The organism is Sphaerotilus sp., from assembly GCF_034519685.1.
Lineage (GTDB): Bacteria > Pseudomonadota > Gammaproteobacteria > Burkholderiales > Burkholderiaceae_C > Sphaerotilus.
In genome coordinates this window covers 1,358,487-1,379,131 of sequence record NZ_JAXHOF010000003.1, presented here as the reverse complement: position 1 = coordinate 1,379,131, position 20,645 = coordinate 1,358,487, and the positions used below count along the sequence as shown (strand labels likewise).

The window sequence follows — 20,645 nt, the reverse complement described above, 5'->3', positions numbered from 1 at the left end:
TCGAGTCAGCCCTGGGCCAGCAGGTGGGCTTCTGTGGAGGTCAGTCCATAGAGTTCACACGCCGCCTGGTCGCATGCGGCGATGTCCAACGCCTGAGCGGCCATGGCGAGCTTGGCGCGCATGGGCTCGGGCACCGACTCCCACCGGGGCAGCCGAATGCGCCGCAGATACTGAGCTTGATAGCGCAGGAAGCCACCGTGCATCGTCGTCGAGTAAGCCGTGATGAACTGCCGTGCGACACACGAGAGCAGCACCGCTTGCAAGGCCCGCAGATCCCATTCCTCGGAGGCCACGAAATAGAGGTTGTGGTGCGGGTAGAGCCAGCCCTCCTCGAACACCACATGGGCTGAGCCCTTGATGTCCGGGATCAGCAGCTTGGGCCGTGCCGCCAGCGAGGGCGTGATGCGGTCGATGGTTCGATACCAGCTTGCGGGTGACTTCTGTGCGACATGGCGTTTGGTGATGACGTCCCGATGGCGGTCCAGGTGGGCGCTCAACCTGGGGTACTGCGCCAGATCGACCAGCCGACCGTCGTCCTCGAAGGGGTTGATCACGCCCAATCCGCGCCAGCGCACGAACCCGCTGGCGATGTCCTTGGTGGTGACCAGTGCCAGCTTGCGGCTCGGCTCCACGTCCAGGGTGTCCATCGGACCGATGAAGGCCTTGTCCGCCCCGGTCGCCACACCGATGCCCACTTTGCAGCCAGCTTCCTCCAGTGTCGGGAACAGCGCTTCCAGGCGACGCAGCAAGACGCGCCGGTCGGAAGAACTCAACACCCACGGCGCGTCGCCGGTGCCGACCCGCTCGACCAGCGACACACCGAGTTCAGGACGTGGTTCGTCCCCGCGCAGCGCCTGCGCGAGGGGGGTGAGCGTGGAGGTCTGGATGTCGGGTTGTGTGGCCACCAGCGTGGCCCCCGGGGAGGTTTTTTCGATGAGGGTGATGGCTGGGTAGGCAATCACCTCGGCATCGAAAGCCGGGGTGTCCACCATGTCCACGTAGGCCCGAAGGTGGAAGCCTTCGGCCACCATGGCCCGCAGGGGACGGCCGTATTGGTTCTTGGTCCAGCGGTTGGCGCAGATGAACGCGAGCTGGCCTCGTTCGGCCAGCAGGCTCAGCGAGCGCTCGATGAACGGAACGTAGAGGTCCGCCCGGTCGTAGAGCGTGGTGTAGCGCAGGCGGTACTGCGCCAGCAGTGCGGCCGGGATCAGTTCCTGGCGCACGTACGGCGGATTGCCGACCACGACGTCGAAGCGATCCGGCATGGGCGAGAGCAGAAAGTCAGCGCACACCAGCCAGGTCGAGAGCAGGCGAGAACGCTCGGCTGCCTCCAGTCCGAATTCGGACAGCAGTCCGGACAGCCGTGTCTTCGTCCTGTCGAAGGTGTCACGGTGCAATTCGACCGCCCGGATGCAGTCCGCCAGATCCTCTGGGGGGTAGGCTGATGCAGCAGAGGCCATCAGCCGGCGTGCTGCAGCCAGCAGGAATTCACCGCTGCCAAACGACGGTTCAAGGAGCTTCATGCGGTACAGCGGCCTGTCCGGCGTGTACCCGGCCAGATCCAGCATGAACTCCACGACTTCACGCCGCGTGTAGACCGCCCCACGCGCATCGGTGCTGGCGCTCTGCGCGAGCAGCTCTACGGCCTCGGCAATCGGACAGAAGCCGTCCAGAGACGGCTGGTCGATCAGCAGTGCGGGGGGCGGCATGGCCTGAATCCAGGTGATTCGGGGTCAGAACGGCGCGTCATCACCACGACGACCACGCTTGCGCTCCGGCGCCGGCTCCTCCTTCGGCGGCATGTCTTCCTTCTTGATGCGCGTCGGCTTGCGGATCGTCACGACCGGGGCGGGCGCGGCTTCGGCGTCCGGCATCGGCTCGAAGGCGGCGGCCAGCGCGGCGGCGGGCGACAGCGGGATGTCGTACACGGGCTTCTCGGCGGCCAGTTCTGCCGCCTGCTCCGCGGCTTCCTCGGCAGCCAGCTCGGCGACCAGTTCCGGCTGCGTCTCGGCGATGAACACGTCCAGTGGCGTCAGCGTCGAGGAGCTGCTGCGGGTCGGCGCGATGGTGTCCGTGCCGGGGGTGGTGGATTTGGCGCGGACCTTGGGGGTGCGGGTCTTGGGGGTGGCCGCGGCCGGGGTCGGGGCGGCGGGCGCAGCGTCGTCTTCGGTGATCACGCGGGTGTAGGGCGCCAGGACCGGGACCAGTTGTGCGTAGACCTTGGGCGAGCCAGCCAGCACTTCGCGCTGGTACAGGAAGTCCGCTTCGCCCGTGAAGTTGCCGACCAGACCGCCCGCTTCGGTGACGATCAGCGAGCCTGCCGCCACGTCCCACGGGCTCAGGCCGGTCTCGAAGAAGGCGTCGTACCAGCCCGCGGCGACGTAGCACAGGTCAAGTGCCGCGGCCCCCGGACGGCGCAGGCCGGCGCACAGCGGCATCAGCTCTTCCATGATCTTCAGGTAGCGCTTGAAGTTGTCGCCCTTGCGGAAGGGGAAGCCGGTGCCGATCAGCGAGTCGGCCAGCCGGATGCGCTTGGACACGCGCAGGCGCTTGTCGTTCAGGAACGCGCCGCGGCCCTTGGTGGCGTAGAACAGGTCGTTGCGCGCCGGGTCGTAGACGACGGCCTGCTCGACCTTGCCCTTGAACGCCAGCGCGATCGACACCGCGTACTGCGGGAATCCGTGGATGAAGTTGGTGGTGCCGTCCAGCGGGTCGATGATCCAGACGTAGTCGCTGGTCTGCGAGCCCATGGAACGGCCCGATTCCTCGGCGAGGATGGCGTGGTCCGGGTAGGCGGTCAGCAGGGTCTCGATGATGGCGCGCTCGGCCGCCTGGTCGACTTCGGTGACGAAGTCGTTCGGCCCCTTGCTGGTGACCGTCAGGCGGTCGACGTCGAGGCTGGCCCGGTTGATGATCGCCCCGGCCGCGCGTGCGGCCTTGATGGCGATGTTGAGCATGGGATGCAAGTTGGTTTGCGACATGGCGATGGAACTCCGGGGGCTCGAATGGCGGATGGTCGCGGCGCGGCACGCGCGGCGACAAGGCAAGGGGCTGGCGGTAGGAAAGAGCGGGGGCGTGCAGTGCGGTGCTGCGGGCCTAAGATAACCGTCCATTTTACGGTGCTTTGATCCATTCGCGACCCTCCCATGCCAGATTCCACGACCTCCACCCCGGCTTCGACGCCCGATTCCACCCGATTCGTGCTGGTGAACACCAGCCACCCGGGCAATGTCGGGGCCACCGCCCGGGCCATGAAGGTGATGGGCTTCACCGATCTGGTGCTGGTGGCGCCGCGTTTTGGCAATGTGCTCAGCCAGGAGGAAACGGTGGCGATGGCCAGCGGCGCGGCCGACATCCTCGTGCGGGCGCGCATCGTCGCCACGCTGGACGAGGCGCTCGATGGCGTGCAGGTCGCCTGCGCCACGGCGATGACGCCGCGCGACTTCGGCCCGCCGACCGTGGCGCCGCGCCCGTATTTCGAGGAACTCGCCGCCAGCGCAGCCAGCGTCGCCTTCGTCTTCGGCAGCGAGCGCTACGGCCTGTCGAACGAGGACGTGTACCGCTGCCATGTCTGCCTGTCGATCCCGACCAATCCGGACTACGGCTCGCTCAACCTGGCGCAGGCGGTGCAACTGCTGTCCTACGACTGGCGGCAGGCGCTGGGCGGTTTCGCGGTGACGCCGCGCACGCGCGACCCGCGGCTGGCGTCGGCGGACATGGTGCAAGGCGCGCTGGCGCACTGGGAGGAGGCGCTGGTCCGGATCGGCTTCCTGGATCCGAAAGTTCCGCGAAAACTGTTGCCTAGATTGAACCAACTGTGCAATCGAACGCAGTTGAGCGTGGAAGAAATTCACATTTTGCGCGGAATTGCAAAATCCGTCCTCGATGCTGGGGGGGGCGCGCCAACATGATTCGGGCATGCACGCAGCACCCCGTTTCCACCAGCTCGATTTCTTGCGCGGCCTGGCCTGTCTGGCCGTGGTCGCTTTCCATTTCCTGCACCGCGGACAGCAGGGCGGCTGGCTGGTCGACACCACCTGGCCCTGGCTGCAGTCGCTGGCAGCGCTCGGCCATCTGGGGGTGCACCTGTTCTTCATGATCAGCGGCTTCGTGATCCTGATGAGCGCACAGGGCACCACCGTGCGTGGCTTCGTGGCGTCGCGGGTGGCGCGGCTGTACCCGGCGTTCTGGGTGAGCGTGCTGCTGACGGGGGTGGTGACATGGTCGGCTGGCAGCGAGTCGTTCGCGGTGACGCCGTCGCAGGTGCTGGTCAACCTCACGATGGTGCCGCAGTGGGTGCAGGTCGAGTTCGTGGATGGGGCCTACTGGTCGCTGGCGGTGGAGCTGCAGTTCTACCTGATGGTGATCGCCCTGCTGCATTTTGGCCAGTTGCGCCGGGTCGAGCGCTGGGTCGGGGTCTGGCTGCTGCTGTCCAGCGTGAACGCGCTGCGGCCGATGTACCCGCTGGAATTCTGGCTCGATGTGCGCTGGGCGCCGCTGTTCTCCGCCGGGATGCTGTTCTACCGTGTCAGCCGCAAGGGCTGGAACCTGCAGCGCTATCTGCTGCTGCTGTGGTCCTTCGGTCTGACGCTGTGGTACGGCTGGGTGGGTGCGGCGGGGGCGAAGCTGGGCAATGAGGTGGTCTGGCTGGGCCTGCCGGCGCAGGTCATGCTCTGCCTGACGCTGTTCTATGCCCTGTTCCTCGCGATGGTCAGCGGCAAGCTGCAGATGCGGGCCTCGCCGCTGGTGTTCTGGTTCGGGGTGCTGACCTACCCGGTCTACCTGCTGCACCAGAACATCGGCTACATCGCCCTGATGGCCCCGGTGGAGTCCTGGCGGGCGCTGGACTTCCATCTGCGGGTGCTGCTGGTGGTCGCGGCGGTGGTGGGGGTGTCCTGGATGGTCCACCACTGGATCGAGCGGCCGATGTCGGGATGGCTGCGTGCGCTGGTTGCGCCCCGCAAGCGCTCGTCTGCCGTGGACCCGGCCTCGGCCATGGCGGCGAACGAGATGGAGCCTCGCGCCGCCATGCGCTGATCGGGCCGGGGCTGCCCGGTTCGCGCGCGACCGACCATGTCAGGCGCGGTTTTCCTGCCGCGCCTACACTCGGAACCCCTGTCCGTCCTCCCGAGACCGCCATGTTCCGTCGCCTGAAAGAAGACATCGCCTGCATCCTGGAACGCGATCCGGCCGCCCGGTCGGCCTTCGAGGTGGTGACCTGCTATCCGGGCCTGCATGCGCTGTGGATCCAGCGCATGGCGCACTGGTGCTGGGTGCGCGGACTGCGCTGGCCCGGGCGTTTCCTGTCGCATCTGGGACGCTTCTTCACGGGCATCGAGATCCACCCCGGTGCCACCTTCGGCCGCCGTGTCTTCATCGACCATGGCATGGGCGTGGTGATCGGCGAGATGGCTGAAGTCGGCGACGACTGCACCATCTACCAGGGTGTCACGCTGGGTGGCACCTCGCTCGTCAAGGGTGCCAAGCGGCATCCGACGCTGGGCAAAGGCGTGATCGTCGGCGCGCATGCCAGCGTGCTCGGCGGCTTCACGGTGGGCGATGGTGCCCGGGTCGGATCCGGGGCGGTCGTGACCAAGCCGGTGCCGGAAGGGGCCACGGCGGTCGGCAATCCGGCGCGCATCATCGCTGCCCAGGTGGATGCCCAGCGCGAGGCCGTCGCCGCCCGCATGGGCTTCTCCGCCTACGGCGTGACGCAGGGCGAAGACCCGGTCGCGCAGGCGATGAAGGGGCTGATCGACAACGCCTCGGGCCATGAGCACCAGATCGCCTTGCTGTGGCAGGCGATCGAGAAGCTGTCCGCCCGGTCGCGCGAGCTGCCCGTCGATGCGTGTGTGCCGCAGGATGCCCACACCACCGAACAGTTCGACGCAGAGCGCCTGAACCGTCTCGTCAAGTAGCGCAGTTTTCCGGCGGTACTGAAAAGCACCAGCCAAGGTAGGCGGAGGCGTTCCGCGCTACCTTACGTCCCGTTACATTCTGTGTCGGGACCGTGCATGCAATCCAGTCGACTCCAGTCCGACGCTTCCCCTGGCGTGCGTGCCGGCATGCCTGCCTTGGCTGTGACGCTGGCCTTGTTTCTGGTTGGCTGCGGCGGGGGGGCGAGCGATGCCGCATCGGTGGCCGCGCGCGGTGGCACGGCGGTGTCGATGGCGTCCAATGTCGAGCCGATGACCGCACCGTTTCCCGCGCCGGACGAGCGTCCCCTGGTGGCCTGGCCGGCCTGTGAGCCGTCCGGATCGGGTGTGGACTACACCGTCGGACCCGGCCAGGCGCTGGCGGCGCTGGACGATGTTCCCTGGGAGCGTCTGGCTCCGGGTGACACCGTGCGCATCTTTCACCGCGCCACCCCCTACCGCGGCAAGTTCGTGCTCGCGGCACAGGGCACGGCCGCCCGGCCCGTGCGGGTCTGTGGCGTGCGCGGTCCGAATGGCGAGCGGCCGGTGATCGATGGCCAGGACGCCACGACCCGCCCGGCGCTGGCCGCAGCGCTGGGCGACAACGTGAGCGAGATCCAGCAGAGCCGTGCGCTCGTGATGGTCACGAAGCTGGCCTCGCAGGCCTGGACCGAGCGACCGTCCCACCTCCAGATCGACGGACTCCGGTTCACCCATGCCCAGCCGGCCTACCGTTTCCGCGATGCAGCCGGGGCGGTGAAGCCCTACTCGGACTTTGGCGCCTGCCTCTGGATCGACCGGGGCGTCCACATCACCATTGCCGACAATGAACTGACCGACTGTGTGATGGGTGTCTTCAGCCGCACCACCGACGACGGCAGCGGCGCGATCACCGAGAACCTGCGCATCGTCGGCAACGTGGTCCATGGCAACGGGCTGGCGGGCAGCGAATCGGAGCACAACACCTACACCCAGGGCCTGGGCGTGGTGATCGAGCACAACGTCTTCGGACCGCTGCGCCCGGGCGCCCGGGGCAACGCGATCAAGGACCGCTCGGCGGGGCTGGTCGTCCGCTACAACCGCATCGAGGAGGGCGCACGCGCCCTCGACCTCGTCGAAGCGGAGGATTTCCCGCTGCTGGCCATGTCCCGGGCCGACTACCGCACCACGCTGGTCTACGGCAACCAGATCCGCAAGAACGGCGAGACCGGCAGCCTCATCCACTACGGCGGTGACCACTACGGCAGCACACCCGGGGCATCCTGGGGCGAGCCGGTCTACCGCAAGGGAACGCTGTACTTCTTCCACAACACGGTCATCGTCACCGGGCGCAGCGCGGCGGTGTTCCAGCTCTCGACCACCGAGGAGCGTGCCGAGGTCTGGAACAACGCCTTCGTGTTCGCCAGCACCGTGGCCGAGAAGAGCCTGCGCATGAGCCAGTCGGTCGGTCCCGCCTGGACCAGCGGGGGCGTGCTGAACCTGGGCCGCAACTGGCTGTCGATCGGCTGGCAGGACATCGACCAATGGCACACGGTGGGCGGGCAACTGAATGTGCCGGCGCCGCCGCTGACGGGCCTGCGCTCGCCGCTGGTGGCAGGCGGCTGGGTGCCGCAGGCGGGCAGTGCGCTGGTGGATGCGGCGGTGGCGGGGCCGCTGGCGGTGCGGGTCGAGTGGCAACTGGACGCCAGCGGACGCTCGCAGCCCCGTGGTGTGCGGGGCGCGGCCGCCGATCTGGGGGCGACCGAGCTGCCTTGACGCCGTCGTTCAGCCGCGCGGCGGCCGCTGCGCCGTCTTCGGCCTGAACGCCTTGCAGACCGCGTCGCGGGTCTCGATGTACGGCCCGCCGATCAGGTCGAGGCAGTAGGGCACGGCCGCGAAGATGCCCGGACACGGCGGCACCGCGTTCGGCAGCCCCTCCAGCGTCTCGGCGATCGACTTCGGCTGGCCGGGCAGGTTCAGGATCAGCGCCTGGCCGCGGATCACCGCCACCTGGCGCGACAGGATCGCCGTCGGCACGAAGCGCAGGCTGATCTGGCGCATCTGCTCGCCGAAGCCGGGCATCACCTTGTCGGCCACCGCCAGCGTCGCCTCGGGCGTCACGTCGCGCAGCGCCGGGCCGGTGCCGCCGGTGGTCAGCACGAGGTTGCACTGGTGCACGTCGACCAGCTCGCGCAGCGTGGCGCTGATGCCGTCCTGCTCGTCGGGGATCAGCCGGGTGACCCAGGTGACGGGGTTGTGCAGCGCGCGGGCCATCCAGTCCTGCAGGGCCGGGAGCCCCTTGTCCTCGTAGACGCCGCTGCTGGCGCGGTCGCTGATGGACACCAGTCCGATGCGCACCGGCTCCGGTGGCGGCAGGGTGGCCACGGCGTTGGTCAGGTCACTCATCGTCGTCTTCCTCGTCATCGCCATCGTCCAGTGCGGCCGCCTGTTCGTCCGCCTTGGCGGCGGCTTCGAGCGCCGACTTGATGCGCTGGAACAGGTCGCGGTAGGCGCGGCCCTTGCGCTCGATGACGCCGTCGTGGGGTTGTGCGGCAGCGGCGGCGAGCTGTTCCTTGCGGGTGTTGCGGATCAGCGTGCGCAGCGACTGCGCATCGGTGTCGGGGTGCTCGGCCATCCATTGCGTGAGGGCGTCGTCCTCGGCCAGCAGGCGCTCGCGCCAGCGCTCGGCGGTGTGCAGGGCCAGCGTCTCCCGTGCGCCGGGCACCTTGAACGAGGCCACCGCCTCGCGCAGCGGCTCGGCATCGACGCGGCGCATCAGCTTGCCGACGTACTGCCACTGGCGGCGGCGGCCCTCGTGCGAGCGGGTGCGCTTGAGCTGCAGCAGCGCGTCGAGCAGGAACTCGGGCATGCCCAGCGCGGTCAGGCGCGCATCCGGCATCTCGATCAGCTCCTTGCCCAGCGCCTGGAGGTCGTGCATCTCCTTCTTGAGCCGGGTCTTGCTCGGTCGGTCGGCGAAATCATCGTCCCGTGCGGGCGCGAATTCGTCGTCGTGGTCAAAGTGTTCGTGGGCAGGCATGGGCAGGCGGGATGAAAGCGACCGCTATGATACGAGTGACCACCACCGGCCCGACCCGTACATGACTGCCACGACCGACACGACTGCCGCGATGACCCGTCCCGACTCCGGTTTTTCCTACACGCGGGACCAGTTCCGCACCCTGGTCGAGGACGCCCTGGCGGTGGCCAGATCGCTCGGCGCGACGGACGCGGGGGTCGAGGTGTCCGAGGGCGCCGGCCTGTCGGTCTCGGTGCGCAAGGGCAAGATCGAGAACGTCGAGCGCAACCGCGACAAGGCCATCGGCGTGTCGGTCTACCTCGGCCAGCGCCGCGGCAACGCCAGCACCTCCGACTTCTCGCCCGCCGCGCTGCGCCAGACGGTGCAGGCGGCCTACGACATCGCCCGCTTCACCGCCGAGGACAGCGCCGCGGGCCTGCCCGAAGCGTCCGATCTGGCGCTGGGCTGGGCGGCGGAGTGTGACCTGGACCTGTTCCACCCGTGGTCGGTCAACGCCGAGCAGGCGGCCGAACTCGCGCTGCGCTGCGAGGCGGCGGCGCTGTCCACCGACCCGATGATCACCAACTCGGACGGTGCGGGCGTGTCGGCCCAGCAGTCGCATTTCTACACCGCCAACAGCCGCGGCTTCTGCGGCGGCTACGCCAGCTCGCGCCATTCGATCTCGGTCTCGCCCATCGCCGGCCGTGGCCGCGACATGCAGCGCGACGCCTGGTACAGCTCGATGCGCGACGCCGCCGACCTGGCCTCGCCCGAGGCGGTCGGCCGCTACGCCGCGCAGCGCGCGCTCTCGCGCCTGAAGGGCCGCAAGATTCCGACTGGCGAGATGCCGGTGCTGTTCGAGTCGACGGTGGCGGCCGGGCTGCTGGGCGCCTATGTGCAGGCCACCAGCGGCGGCGCGCTCTACCGCAAGGCGACCTTCCTGCTCGACAGCCTCGGCCAGCCGATCTTCCCCGACCACATCGACATCGACGAAGACCCGCACATCCGCAAGGCCAAGGGCAGCGCCCCGTTCGACGACGAAGGCGTGCGCACCCGGGCGCGCAAGGTGGTGGATGCTGGCGTGACGCAGGGCTATTTTCTGTCGAGCTACTCCGCGCGCAAGCTCGGCATGAAGACCACCGGCCACGCGGGCGGCTCGCAGAACCTGCACCTGCGCAGCCGCCTGACCGCCGCCGGCGACAACCTGGACGCCATGCTGCGCAAGCTGCACCGCGGCCTGTTCGTGGTCGAGCTGATGGGGCAGGGCGTCAACTACGTGACCGGCGACTACTCGCGCGGCGCGGCGGGCTTCTGGGTCGAGAACGGCCAGATCGCCTACCCGGTCGAGGAGATCACCATCGCCGGCCACCTCGGCGAGATGTTCAAGGGCATCGTCGCCGTCGGCGCGGACGAGTACACGATGGGCAGCAAGACCATCGGCTCGGTGCTGGTCGACAAGATGATGGTGGCCGGGAGCTGATCCCGGCGCTGCCGCTGCCGCGTTTGGCGGCTCCGGCTCAGTACGTCGCCCGACCGCCCGTGATGTCGAACACCCCGCCGGTCGTGAACGAGCAGTCCTCGCTGCACAGCCACGCCACCATCGCCGCGATCTCGTCGGGCTGCACGAAGCGGCCCATCGGGATCTTGCCGAGCATGTAGTCGATCTGCTGCTGCGTCATCTGGTCGAACATCGCCGTCTTGGCCACCGCCGGCGTGATGGCGTTGACCAGCACGCCGGTCTGCGCCAGTTCCTTGCCCAGCGACTTGGTCAGCGCGATCAGGCCGGCCTTGGACGCGCTGTAGTGGCTGGCGTTGGGGTTGCCTTCCTTGCCCGCGACGGAGGCGATGTTGACGATGCGCCCCCAGCCGCGCGCGACCATCCCCGGCACGACCGCCCGACAGGTCAGGTACGGCGCCACCAGATTCACCTCCAGCACCCGGCGCCACACGTCCGGCGGCAGCGCCCAGGTCGGGCCATTGCCGCCGGTGATGCCGGCGTTGTTGATGAGCAGGTCGATGCCGCCATGGTCGGCCACGGTGCGGGCCGTGGCCTCGGTCACCGACGCCTCCTCAGTCAGCTCGACCACGAGCCCGTGGCACGGCCCCAGCGCCGACAGCGCCGCGACACTGTCCGGCAGGCGCGCCGCGTCGGCGTCCCACAGCACCACCGTGGCGCCCGAGCGCAGCAGCCGCTCGGCGGTGGCGTAGCCGATGCCCTGGGCACCGCCGGTGATGACGGCGACACGGCCGTGGAGGTCGATCTGGTTCATGCGCATGGGCGCTCCAGGCCTTGCAAGGCGGTGGGATGGTCGGCGTGGTCGGCGATGTACTGCCGGATGATGTCCTCGAACGCGGTTTCGGGCTGCAGGCCGAGCCGCGCGGCGCGCTCGGCGGTGGCGCCCGCTGGCCAGCGCGCCACGATGCCGGCGATGCGCTCGTCGCGCTCGAAGCGCACCCGCGCCCGCACGGCCGGCCCCGCCACCGCCTCCAGCGCGTCGAGCATCTGCGCCACCGTCAGGTTGAGCGCGGGCAGGTTCAGCGCGGTGCGGCCACCGAACTCGGCGCGGCTGCACTCGAAGACGCGGATCAGCCCCTCGACCGTCGCACGCGGCGAGGTCAGCGGATGCGACACGTCCGGGTCCACCGGACAGATGGCCTCCAGCCCCGCCAGCGGCTCGCGCACGATGCCGCTGAAGAACGAGGACGCCGCGCCGTTGGGCCGCCCCGGGCGCACGGTCACCGTCATCAGCCGGGCGGCGCGGCCGTCGAGGAAGCCCTTGCGGGTGTAGTCGGCGATCAGGTGCTCGCAGACGTGTTTCTGGATGCCGTAGCTGGTCTGCGGCGTGGGCAGCGTGGCGTCGGTGACGAGCGCGGGCAGCGGGTGGTCCTCGTCCGGGCCGAAGACCGCGACCGAGCTGGCGAACACCAGCCGGGTGGGCGCATCGCCCTGCTGCGTGACCCGATGGCGCAGCGCGTCGAGCAGCGCCCGTGTCGAGTCGAGGTTGGACGCCATGCCGAGGTCGAAGTCCAGCTCGCATTCGCCGGAGACGGCCGAGGCGAGGTGGAACACGCCGTCGAAATGTTCATCACGCAGCGCCGCGGTCTGTACCAGCAGCGGGCCTGTGCGGGCCTCGACCCGGGCGTCGGCGAGCAGGTCGGCGGGCGGGTCGAACAGGTCGGTGAGCACGAGGCGCCGGACCGTCCGGCCGCCCAGCGTGCCGCGGGCCAGCAGCGTGCGCGCCAGCCGCGCGCCGAGGAAACCGGCCGCGCCGGTGATGAGCAGGTTCATGGCAACAGGGAAGCGAGGGGAGGGGGTGGCAGCGGCGCCTTGAGGGGTGATGCCTGGGCAGCGAGCGACGGCAGGGTCCGCCGCGAGGCGAGCACGGCCTGGATGTCTTCGTAAGCCCCGTCGATCAGCACCAGCGCCGCCCGCTCGGCCCCGTCCGCGTCGTGGGCGAGCACGGCGTCGAGCACCGCGCGGTGCAGCGGCAGCGACTGCGCCGGGCCGTGCGGCTTGGCGGTGGACAGCTCGAAGCTCGTGCGCAGCAGCGCGCCGAGCGCCTTGCTCATCTGCACCAGCATGCGGTTGTGGCAGGCGCGCAGCAGGCCCTGGTGGAAGCGCAGGTCGTGTGTCACGTAGTCGCCGCCGTGTTCGATGGCGTGCTTCATGCCGGCGTAGGCGGTCTCGATCTCGGCGAGGTCGTCGGCGGTGGCGCGCGTGGCGGCCAGGCGCACTGCGGCGGGCTCGACCACGCGGCGCAGCTCCTGCAGGTCGCGCAGGAACTCGTGCGACAGCCCGACCCGGGTGTGCCAGCGCACGACCGACTGGTCGAACCAGTTCCACTGGTCGGCGGGCAGCACGCGCGTGCCCACCTTCGGCCCGGTGACGACGAGTCCCTTGGCGACCAGCGACTTGATGGCCTCGCGCACCACGGTGCGGCTGACGCCGAGCTGTTCACCGAGCACGGGTTCGGGCGGGATGGTGCTGCCGGGGGCGTGGCGGCCGCAGACGATGGCTTCACCGAGCTGGTCGAGTGTCTGACCAAGGACGTTCTGGTTCGTTTTCATGGCGGCGAGCCTAGCGCAGCGCCTGCAGCGCCCGCCTGACAAGCGCCTCGGGCGGCTGCGCGATGTCGAATGTGAGCGCCGCTTCGTCCGGGTCCGGGGGCTCCAGCGTCTGGAGCTGGCTCGGCAGCAGCGCCGGTGGCATGTAGTGGCCGGTGCGCTGGCCGATGCGCTCGGCGAGCAGCGCCGGGTCGCCGTCCAGGTAGACCAGACGCAGGCCCGGCGATGCCGTGCGCAGCCGGTCGCGGTAGACGCGCCGCAGCGCCGAGCAGGCCACCACCGCGCCGTGCTCACCCGCCTGCGCCAGCCGGTCGCCGATCACGTCGAGCCAGCCGGCGCGGTCGGCGTCGGTCAGCGGCGTGCCGGCGGCCATCAGCGCCACGTTGCGCGGCGGGTGCAGCGCGTCGCCTTCGATGTAGGGCACGCCGAGCGCCTGGGCGAGCGCCAGGCCGAATGTGGACTTGCCACAGCCGCTCACGCCCATCACGACGATGACGGGCAGTCGCGGCGTCTCGGTGCTGGGCATCGTCGCGTGGTGTGTCAGAGGCGCTGTTGCGACTGGCTGTCGAAGACATGCGCCTTGGTGGCTTCGACCACGAGGTGGACGGTGTCGCCCGGCTGCACGTCGGTGCGGTCGTGGATGACGACGACCAGCTGCGTGTCGCCGATCTGCACCAGCAGCTCGGTCTCGGCGCCGGTCGGCTCGACCACGACCACGCGGGCCGCGATGCCCTGGGGCGCCAGCGAGAGATCGGTCGGGCGGATGCCGTAATGCACCGCCGTGCCGTCGGCCGCGCGGGCGGCGTCCGGTGGCAGCGGCCAGCGCGCGCCTAGCGCTTCGACCGTGTCGCCACGCGCCGTGCCGCTGAACACGTTCATCGCCGGCGAGCCGATGAACTGCGCGACGAACAGGTTGTCCGGCCGGTCGAACAGCTCCAGCGGCGTGCCGATCTGCTCGACGATGCCGTCGTGCATCACCACGATGCGGTCGGCCATCGTCATCGCCTCGATCTGGTCGTGGGTGACGTAGACGGTGGTGGTCTTCAGGCGCTGGTGCAGGGCCTTGATCTCGGCGCGCATCGCCACGCGCAGCTTGGCGTCGAGGTTGGACAGCGGCTCGTCGAACAGGAACACCTTCGGGTCGCGCACGATCGCCCGGCCCATCGCGACCCGCTGGCGCTGGCCGCCGGAGAGTTCGCGCGGGTGGCGGTGCAGCAGGGTGTCGAGGTTCAGGATCTTGGCCGCCTCGCCGACGCGGCGGTCGATCTCGCTCTGCGGCGCGTTGCGCAGGCGCAGGCTGAAGCCCATGTTCTCGCCGACGGTCATGTGCGGGTAGAGCGCGTAGCTCTGGAAGACCATGGCGATGTCGCGGTCCTTGGATTCCAGGTCGTTGACGATGGTGTTGTCGATCAGGATCTCGCCGTCGGTGATCTCCTCCAGCCCAGCGAGCATGCGCAGCAGTGTGCTCTTGCCGCAACCGGACGGACCCACCAGCACGACGAACTCGCCATCGACGATGTTGAAGCTCAGGCCGTGCAGCACCTTGACCTTGCCGCCATAGGTTTTCTGGACGTTGCGGAACGATACGGAAGCCATCGGGTTCTTTCTTAGCTAGCTCAGACCAACTCAGCTCTTCACCGCGCCCGCCGTCAGGCCGGACACCATGTAACGCTTGAAGGCGTAGTAGATCGCCGCTGGGGGCAGCGCGTAGACGAGGCCGGTGGCCATCAGCAGCTCCCAGGGCGAGTCGTCCGCCGCGAGGAAGTTGCCGAGCGCTACCGCCAGCGTCAGGTCGGTTTCCTTCGACAGCAGCAGGAAACCATACAGATACTCGTTCCACGCCAGCAGCAGTGCATACGTCCCGACGGCGACCAGCGACGGCACCATCAGCGGCAGGTACACGAGCCGGAACAGCTGCATCGGCGACGCGCCGTCGATGCGCGCGGCCTCGTCCAGCTCCCAGGGCAGCTTGTCGGACGCCTGCTTGAGCACCCAGATGCAGTAGGGCGAGGCGATCGTCACCATCGCCAGAATGAGCGACCAGCGGTTGTTCAGCAGCCCGTAGGTCGCCATCGTCTTGTACATCGGCACGGCGAGGAAGGCGGCCGGAATGAAGTAAGTGAACAGGGCGAGGTTCATCACTGTGCGCCCGCCCTTGACCCGCAGCCGGCTGATCGAGAACGCCGCACAGGTGGCGACGAACAGCGTGAGTGCGCCGACCGAGAGGGCGATGAACAGCGAGTTGCCGAGCTGGGTCCAGAAGTGGGCGAGGTAGAAATGTTTCTGCCCGAACACCACGTCGAAGTTCTGCAGCGTCGGTGACTCGGGCCACAGGCGGCCCGAGGTGGCCTTGTCGCGCGGCGAGATCGCGAACAGCACGAGGTGGTAGATCGGCAGCAGCGTCCACAGCAGCACAGGGATGCCGACCAGCAGCAGTTGTGCCTCCCGAGAGACGGCCTTCCAGGAGAACTTGCTTCGGCGACTCATTTGGACAGCCTCTTCATCATCACGCCGACCATCGGCAGCACCAGCGGCAGGGCCACCACGATCGAGGCCATCGCCAGTTCGATCTGGTCGAGCCGCAGGTAGCGGATGCCCAGCGTGGCCAGCACATGCGTCAGGTCCGCAGGCCCGCCTCCGGTCAACAGGTAGACGCTGTTGAAGTCGCCCAGCGTCCAGATCATCGACAGCAGCGTGCAGGTCAGGTAGAGGTCGCGCATCGCCGGCCACGAGATGAAGCGGAACTTCTGCCAGCGGGTGGCGCCGTCCACGCTGGCGGCTTCGTACTGCTCGGTCGGGATCGCCAGCCGACCCGCGATCAGGATCACGGTCCAGAACGGCAGCGACTTCCAGATGTGCATCAACATCGACAGGCACAGCGCCAGCGTCGGCTCGTTCAGCCAGTTCGGGCCGTCCAGCCCCGTCATGCTGAAGTAGGTGCTGTTGATGACCCCCCACTCTGGGTTGAGCATGAAGCGCACCGACAGGATGGTCGGGATCGACGGCACCGCCCACGGCAGGATGAACACCAGCGACAGCGCCTTGATCCACCAGCGGGTCTGCACGAAGAAGCCCGACAGGCCCAGCGCGATCACCATCTTCAGGTTCACCGCCACCAGCAGGAAGATGACGGTGTTGACGACGGTGCGGAAGAAGATCGGGTCTTCCGCGAGCTTGACGTAGTTCTGCGGATCACGCGCCAGCCACAGCCCGTAACCCACCGGGAACAGCACGAAGACAAGGAACACCAGAACGTAGGGCACCAGCAGCAGCCGGCCCCAGAAGGTCCAGGTGCTGGTACGTGACTTCGGCCGTTCGGCGGCGGGCAGGGCGGTGGCGGTCACGACACGATCCGGGTCAGTTGGCGGCGACGGTCTTGATGCGGGCGATCATCTCGTCCACGGCCTTGTCCACTGGCACCTTCTCGCTGAGCACCCGGTTCATCGCCTTGGCCCAGACGTTTTCGTTGTTCAGCACCGTGAACTTGTAGTTCTTGGTGAATTCGAACGGCACCGTGCCCGACTTGAACTGGTTGTAGACCGCCAGACGGTGGGAATCGGCCTTCCAGAATGCGCTTTCCTGTGCTGCCTTGGTCACAGGGAACCAGCGTCCGAGCGAGCCTTCGACATACGGGGTCAGGTTAGCGTCGTCGAGCAGGAAGGCGACGAACTTCTTGGCCAGATCCTTCTTCTTCGCGTCCTTGAAGATCACGCCGGTCTTGACGGCGGCGCGGTACTGCATCTTCGTGCCGTCGGGCTTGGTCGGAAAGCCAGCGGTGGCGATCAGCTCGGTGTAATTCTTCTTGGCTTCGGCGCGCTGTGCCTCGGTCAGGGTGGCGTTGTTCATGTCATCGAGCCATTTCGCCGCGATCGAGATCGTGGCGTTGTGGGTCATCGCGATGGTCTTGTTGTGGAAGGCGACGTTGTTGTCCGGATCCTTCCAGCTGGTCGAGGACGGTGGGGTGCAGCCCTTGGCGTAGACCGAGGTGTAGTCGGTGACCGCGTTGATGAGGCCCTGGCGCACGGCGGGGTCGTCGACCAGCAGCTTGCCGGAGTCGTTGACCAGCTTGACGTTGTGCGCGTCCATGAAGGTCAGGAAGGAGAAGAACGAGTCGCTCGAATCGACGCCCATCGGGAAGCCGGTGCCGAAGGCGCGCTTGCCGGTCTTCTGCCGGTAGCCGGTCTGGACCTTCTCGCACCAGAAGCTCCAGTAGTCCTTCCAGTTGGTCGGGATGTCGCTGGGCTTGAAACCAGCGTCGGCGAGCATGTCCTTCCAATACTGGATGTGCATGGTCTGCTGCTTGATCGGGTAGGCGTAGTAGGCACGCTTGCCGTCGGTGTTGTTCAGCAAGAAAGTGGTGGACAGCGCCTGGGCCTCGAACTTGTTGCGCAGCGGGTCGATGATGGACGAGACGTCTTCGAGCTTGCCGTCGTAGGCCCACTTGGCGGTGACCTGGAAGTCGTAGACGTCGCCATAGGCCACGTCGGGCGGGTTGCCGGCGTCCAGTGCGGCGACCGACTTCGGGATCATTTCCTGGGGCGCGTAGAGCGACAGGTCGATCTTGACGCCCTTGTTCTTGGCCTCGAACTTTTTGATGGCCGCGAACAGCGCATCGTCCTCAGCCTTGTAGAAGCCCTTGCCCCACCAGACGGTGAGGGTCTCGGAGGTTTGAGCCTGGGCCGGCGCCATCGCCAGCAGTGCCGCAGCGGCCAGGGCGCTGCTCATCCATGTCTTCGCCTGCATCGCGTGTCTCCTCGTGTCGTTCGTCACGGTTGATGTCCCGAAGGGGGTGCGGCGATCGTATGATGAATGATGACCTGTGGTTAACGGGGAATCCCGTAAGGGTCAGCCGCATAGTGACTTGATTGGTACGGGCGATGGCCGTATGATTTCGGTGCTCCTTTTTTCTTTTTGTACGGAGGCCTCATGAGAGCCATGACACTCAAAGACGCACGCATGGAACTGAAGACGACGAGGGAAACGAAAGAGTTGCTCAGCAAGGCGGCCATCCTGGACGGGATGGATCTGTCCGCTTTCATGCTGGCGTCGGCGATCGAGAAGGCGCGCACCATCTTGCGCGACCACACGGCGATCACGCTGTCTGCCGAGGGGCAGCGGCAACTCGTGAAACTGCTGCAGGCACCACCTGAACCCACTGAAGCGATGATCGCCCTGCGCAGCCAGCCTCGCGTGAAGGTGCGCGGCGAATGAGTTTCGTGATTGACCGCTTTGACCCGGCCGTCAAGTACGCTGGTTTCAATCAGTTCGATTGCGGATTGCACCTGGTCAACAAGTTTGTCAAGGACTCGCTGAAAAAGCAGGTCAAGCAGGGGCTCAGCGTGGCCTATGTGATGCTGGAGGAAGGGCAAGACGGTGGCCTCGACCGATTTGTCGGCTTCTACACGATCGCCAACCATTCCGTTCCGATCTCCGTGTTTTCTGCCATGCAGTTGGGGTCACTTCCCCGAATCATTCCCTGCATTCGCCTGATCATGCTGGGTATCCAGGCGAGTGACGCAGGAAATGGTCATGGTCGCCACCTCATGAACCATGCCTTTGATGTCGTCAAGCGCAGTGCGCAGGACATCGGCAGTTATGGCCTGTACCTGGATGCGGATGCCGGGGCGGTTTCCTTCTATCAGCGACTGGGCTTCTGGCTGCTGGAGGGTGACAAGCGTCCGGACCCGTCGCCGATGTTCATTCCGTTGTCGGCGATCCGGTGACTGGGCGGTGACAGGCCGCTACTCTTGGACGCAGGTCGGCGCCCGGGATGGCGGGCAGGGTGCGGGTCGAGAACACCCAGGTGGGTTGTGTGTACGGCCACGCCGAGCCGGTTTCGGCGGCGACGGTCTGGGCGTGGCGCAGCATCCATTCGTAGGTATGCGCGCCCATGGCCAGCGCGCCGACCTCGGCGATGAAGGCTGGGTAGCTTGTGTCGTTGATGTCACCCAGCGGGAACAGCCAGTCGAGCGAGTTGTCTTCGGTGGCGATGAAGCCGTCGAGGCTGGAGGCGGTGTAGAACTGGGTTTTCATGCGGTTAATATATTTGCATGAGACTGTTACTGGATTCTACTTTGTTTTTTGGTCGACTTGGGTTTCTTTTGCCTTAATTGCGGAATGTATTTTCTGAAATTCCCCATGGCTTGCTATTTCAAGGGCAATTAATTTTTTTTCTAAAATCTCAACTTTTTTATCGAGTTCAGAATCCTTTGTTTCTCCGCTTAATAATATTGTTACGGCTAGTGTTAAGACGCCTAGAATTAAAGACCATGCCTGCAAGTCGAAGAAATTTTTCCCGGCTGATAAATTCCAATTCCCCGATGCACCAGAATTTCTAGCTTCGGTAATCGCCCCAGGGCGATCGCATCTAAATTCTGACCATCCCCAAGACCGTCTCCAGGTAGTCCAGATCCCACCCAGCGGTGCGGCGCTTGCCCTGAACGCCCAGCTTGAGGGTCTTCTCCCGCTTGATCTGCGTCAGCGCGATGCGTCGGATCACCGCCAGATTGGCCGGCGCGTTGTCCTTGCACACCTGACTGGCGTCCTCGCGGAAGCCCACATCCAGCGACCAGTGCAGCGCGTTCTCCACTGCCCAGTGGCTGCGCACCGCATCCGCCACCACCTTCGCCCCCGCGCTCAAGCCCAGACTGCTGAGGTAGTAGCTGTCCTCCACACTGCACTTGTCGCCCACCTGACGGTGCCGGCGCACCATCGCCAGCGTCTGCAGCCCCGGCCACTGCGCCGCCTTCTTCCTCAGATGCTCCGGCACCTCGATCACCCAGTGTTCGCGCCGCTCCATGCGCCCATGCGCGCACTTGCCCTCGTCGCTGAGGTGATAGGCGTGCTTGCGGTTCGCAAACCCGTTGTCCACGCACACCTGCATCAGCAGCGACGCATCGTTGTGCAGCGTCGGATGGTTTGCCTTCAAGCTCAGCACGTAGTCCGCCTCGGCCTTGCGGATCTCCCCGGCGATCGCCTTCTGGCACCCCATCGCGTCGATCGTCACGATGCACCCCTTGACGCTCAGCAGTTTCAGCAGCGCCGGAATCGCCGTGATCTCGTTGGACTTCTCCTCGGTGCGTACCTGCCCCAGCAGCAGCCCCCGCTGCGCCGCCCACGCGCTCACCACGTGCAGCGGATGCCGGCCCCCGTCAGCCGAGCCCCGCACGCTCTTGCCGTCGATCGCCACCACCCCGTCCACCGCGCCCGCCACCCCGCGCAACCACTGCACGCACGCCCCTTCCAGCGCGTCCGCGTCCAACAGTCGGAACACCCGCGCGAACGTGTCGTGCGACGGAATCCCGTTGGGCAACTCCAGGAACGTCTCAAACCATCCACGGCGCGCTCGTGCGAAGCTCACCACCTCCGTCCAGCAGTCTGCTCCGCCGATCACCGCGCACACCGACATCGCCAGCATGTCCAGCAGCCCGTGCCGCCTCGTGCGCATCATCCTCGGGTCCGGCACCTGCGCAAAGTGCTCCAGCAGGCCCAGCTTCGCCTTCTCGCTCATCGTCGCTCACTCAGCTTCCTGTCTTCGGAACCTCAGTTTGCACGCTCGCCCTGTGGCCGCGCTCAGTGCCTCACGACAGAAAATTTATAGGACTTACGCAAAAGAAACTTTCAAACTCAACTGAGTTTTGAGTGCCATATTCTGATCCATGGATTGATCC

At 67.0% G+C, this 20,645-nt stretch carries 19 protein-coding genes and 2 pseudogenes; 7 read left to right on the top strand and 14 right to left on the bottom strand.

All coding sequences use genetic code 11. The features are described 5' to 3' along the window. Positions 1–5: 5 nt before the first annotated feature. Both U5O44_RS10105 and U5O44_RS10100 read right to left on the bottom strand, forming a co-directional pair. The gene (locus tag U5O44_RS10105; protein ID WP_322588298.1) at positions 6–1,709 is read right to left on the bottom strand and encodes an Eco57I restriction-modification methylase domain-containing protein; all 1,704 of its coding nucleotides are present in this window, start codon (positions 1,707–1,709) and stop codon (positions 6–8) included. Between the two features lie 357 nt (positions 1,710–2,066). Next, a pseudogene (locus tag U5O44_RS10100) lies at positions 2,067–2,981 on the bottom strand (inositol monophosphatase family protein); the annotation flags it as partial. 165 nt (positions 2,982–3,146) lie between these two features. On the opposite strand from U5O44_RS10100, the gene U5O44_RS10095 reads away from it, so the two are divergent. The 4 genes from U5O44_RS10095 to U5O44_RS10080 all read left to right on the top strand — a co-directional run bounded on the left by U5O44_RS10095 (position 3,147) and on the right by U5O44_RS10080 (position 7,670). Then, positions 3,147–3,911, top strand: a complete 765-nt coding sequence (locus U5O44_RS10095) for an RNA methyltransferase (RefSeq protein ID WP_322588297.1) — start codon at positions 3,147–3,149, stop codon at positions 3,909–3,911. A gap of 7 nt (positions 3,912–3,918) precedes the next feature. Then, positions 3,919–5,037: an acyltransferase family protein gene (locus U5O44_RS10090; protein WP_322588296.1), complete on the top strand. Its 1,119-nt coding sequence runs from the start codon at positions 3,919–3,921 to the stop codon at positions 5,035–5,037. A 101-nt stretch (positions 5,038–5,138) separates the two neighbouring features. After that, positions 5,139–5,918, top strand: coding sequence for a serine O-acetyltransferase (gene cysE / locus U5O44_RS10085; RefSeq protein ID WP_322588295.1), 780 nt, complete (start codon positions 5,139–5,141; stop codon positions 5,916–5,918). 96 nt (positions 5,919–6,014) lie between these two features. Further along, a complete protein-coding gene (locus tag U5O44_RS10080) occupies positions 6,015–7,670 on the top strand; it encodes a right-handed parallel beta-helix repeat-containing protein (protein WP_322588294.1) in 1,656 nt (551 codons plus the stop codon). Positions 7,671–7,679: 9 nt separating this feature from the next. Here the strand turns inward: U5O44_RS10080 and mog are convergent, their stop codons facing one another. Beyond that, positions 7,680–8,300 carry a molybdopterin adenylyltransferase gene (mog, locus tag U5O44_RS10075; protein WP_322588293.1) on the bottom strand — a complete coding sequence of 207 codons (621 nt, stop codon included), beginning with the start codon at positions 8,298–8,300 and terminating at the stop codon, positions 7,680–7,682. Then, positions 8,293–8,931 (bottom strand): ribosome biogenesis factor YjgA, encoded by a 639-nt coding sequence (yjgA, locus tag U5O44_RS10070; protein ID WP_322588292.1) that lies wholly within the window; start codon positions 8,929–8,931, stop codon positions 8,293–8,295. The genes mog and yjgA overlap by 8 nt, the downstream gene beginning before the upstream one ends. A gap of 61 nt (positions 8,932–8,992) precedes the next feature. Between yjgA and pmbA the strand changes: the two genes are divergently transcribed. Further along, positions 8,993–10,390 (top strand): metalloprotease PmbA, encoded by a 1,398-nt coding sequence (gene pmbA, locus U5O44_RS10065; protein WP_322588291.1) that lies wholly within the window; start codon positions 8,993–8,995, stop codon positions 10,388–10,390. 37 nt (positions 10,391–10,427) lie between these two features. Here the strand turns inward: pmbA and U5O44_RS10060 are convergent, their stop codons facing one another. Genes U5O44_RS10060 through U5O44_RS10025 form a run of 8 tightly spaced genes read right to left on the bottom strand, consistent with a single transcriptional unit; the run spans position 10,428 to position 17,718 of the window. After that, positions 10,428–11,180: an SDR family NAD(P)-dependent oxidoreductase gene (locus U5O44_RS10060; RefSeq protein WP_322588290.1), complete on the bottom strand. Its 753-nt coding sequence runs from the start codon at positions 11,178–11,180 to the stop codon at positions 10,428–10,430. Next, positions 11,177–12,199 (bottom strand): D-erythronate dehydrogenase, encoded by a 1,023-nt coding sequence (gene denD / locus U5O44_RS10055; RefSeq protein WP_322588289.1) that lies wholly within the window; start codon positions 12,197–12,199, stop codon positions 11,177–11,179. Before denD ends, U5O44_RS10060 begins: the two co-directional genes overlap by 4 nt. Next, the gene (locus U5O44_RS10050) at positions 12,196–12,978 is read right to left on the bottom strand and encodes a FadR/GntR family transcriptional regulator (RefSeq protein ID WP_322588288.1); all 783 of its coding nucleotides are present in this window, start codon (positions 12,976–12,978) and stop codon (positions 12,196–12,198) included. Before U5O44_RS10050 ends, denD begins: the two co-directional genes overlap by 4 nt. 10 nt (positions 12,979–12,988) lie before the next feature. Next, positions 12,989–13,501 (bottom strand): gluconokinase, encoded by a 513-nt coding sequence (locus U5O44_RS10045; protein WP_322588287.1) that lies wholly within the window; start codon positions 13,499–13,501, stop codon positions 12,989–12,991. 14 nt (positions 13,502–13,515) lie between these two features. After that, a complete protein-coding gene (locus tag U5O44_RS10040; RefSeq protein ID WP_322588286.1) occupies positions 13,516–14,571 on the bottom strand; it encodes an ABC transporter ATP-binding protein in 1,056 nt (351 codons plus the stop codon). 30 nt (positions 14,572–14,601) lie between these two features. After that, positions 14,602–15,462, bottom strand: coding sequence for a carbohydrate ABC transporter permease (locus U5O44_RS10035; protein WP_322588285.1), 861 nt, complete (start codon positions 15,460–15,462; stop codon positions 14,602–14,604). Beyond that, positions 15,459–16,319, bottom strand: coding sequence for a carbohydrate ABC transporter permease (locus U5O44_RS10030; RefSeq protein ID WP_322588284.1), 861 nt, complete (start codon positions 16,317–16,319; stop codon positions 15,459–15,461). Before U5O44_RS10030 ends, U5O44_RS10035 begins: the two co-directional genes overlap by 4 nt. 13 nt (positions 16,320–16,332) lie before the next feature. Further along, positions 16,333–17,718, bottom strand: a complete 1,386-nt coding sequence (locus tag U5O44_RS10025) for an ABC transporter substrate-binding protein (RefSeq protein WP_322588283.1) — start codon at positions 17,716–17,718, stop codon at positions 16,333–16,335. A gap of 213 nt (positions 17,719–17,931) precedes the next feature. Between U5O44_RS10025 and U5O44_RS10020 the strand changes: the two genes are divergently transcribed. Both U5O44_RS10020 and U5O44_RS10015 read left to right on the top strand, forming a co-directional pair. Continuing rightward, on the top strand, positions 17,932–18,186 hold the full coding sequence (locus U5O44_RS10020; protein WP_322588282.1) for a type II toxin-antitoxin system TacA family antitoxin: 255 nt from the start codon (positions 17,932–17,934) through the stop codon (positions 18,184–18,186). Then, the gene (locus tag U5O44_RS10015; protein WP_322588281.1) at positions 18,183–18,698 is read left to right on the top strand and encodes a GNAT family N-acetyltransferase; all 516 of its coding nucleotides are present in this window, start codon (positions 18,183–18,185) and stop codon (positions 18,696–18,698) included. Before U5O44_RS10020 ends, U5O44_RS10015 begins: the two co-directional genes overlap by 4 nt. A gap of 28 nt (positions 18,699–18,726) precedes the next feature. On the opposite strand, the pseudogene U5O44_RS10010 reads toward U5O44_RS10015, so the two are convergent. Both U5O44_RS10010 and U5O44_RS10005 read right to left on the bottom strand, forming a co-directional pair. Beyond that, positions 18,727–19,008 (bottom strand): annotated as a pseudogene (locus U5O44_RS10010) (dihydrofolate reductase family protein); the annotation flags it as partial. A 334-nt stretch (positions 19,009–19,342) separates the two neighbouring features. Further along, positions 19,343–20,485, bottom strand: coding sequence for an ISAs1 family transposase (locus U5O44_RS10005; RefSeq protein ID WP_322588280.1), 1,143 nt, complete (start codon positions 20,483–20,485; stop codon positions 19,343–19,345). Positions 20,486–20,645: the final 160 nt, after the last annotated feature.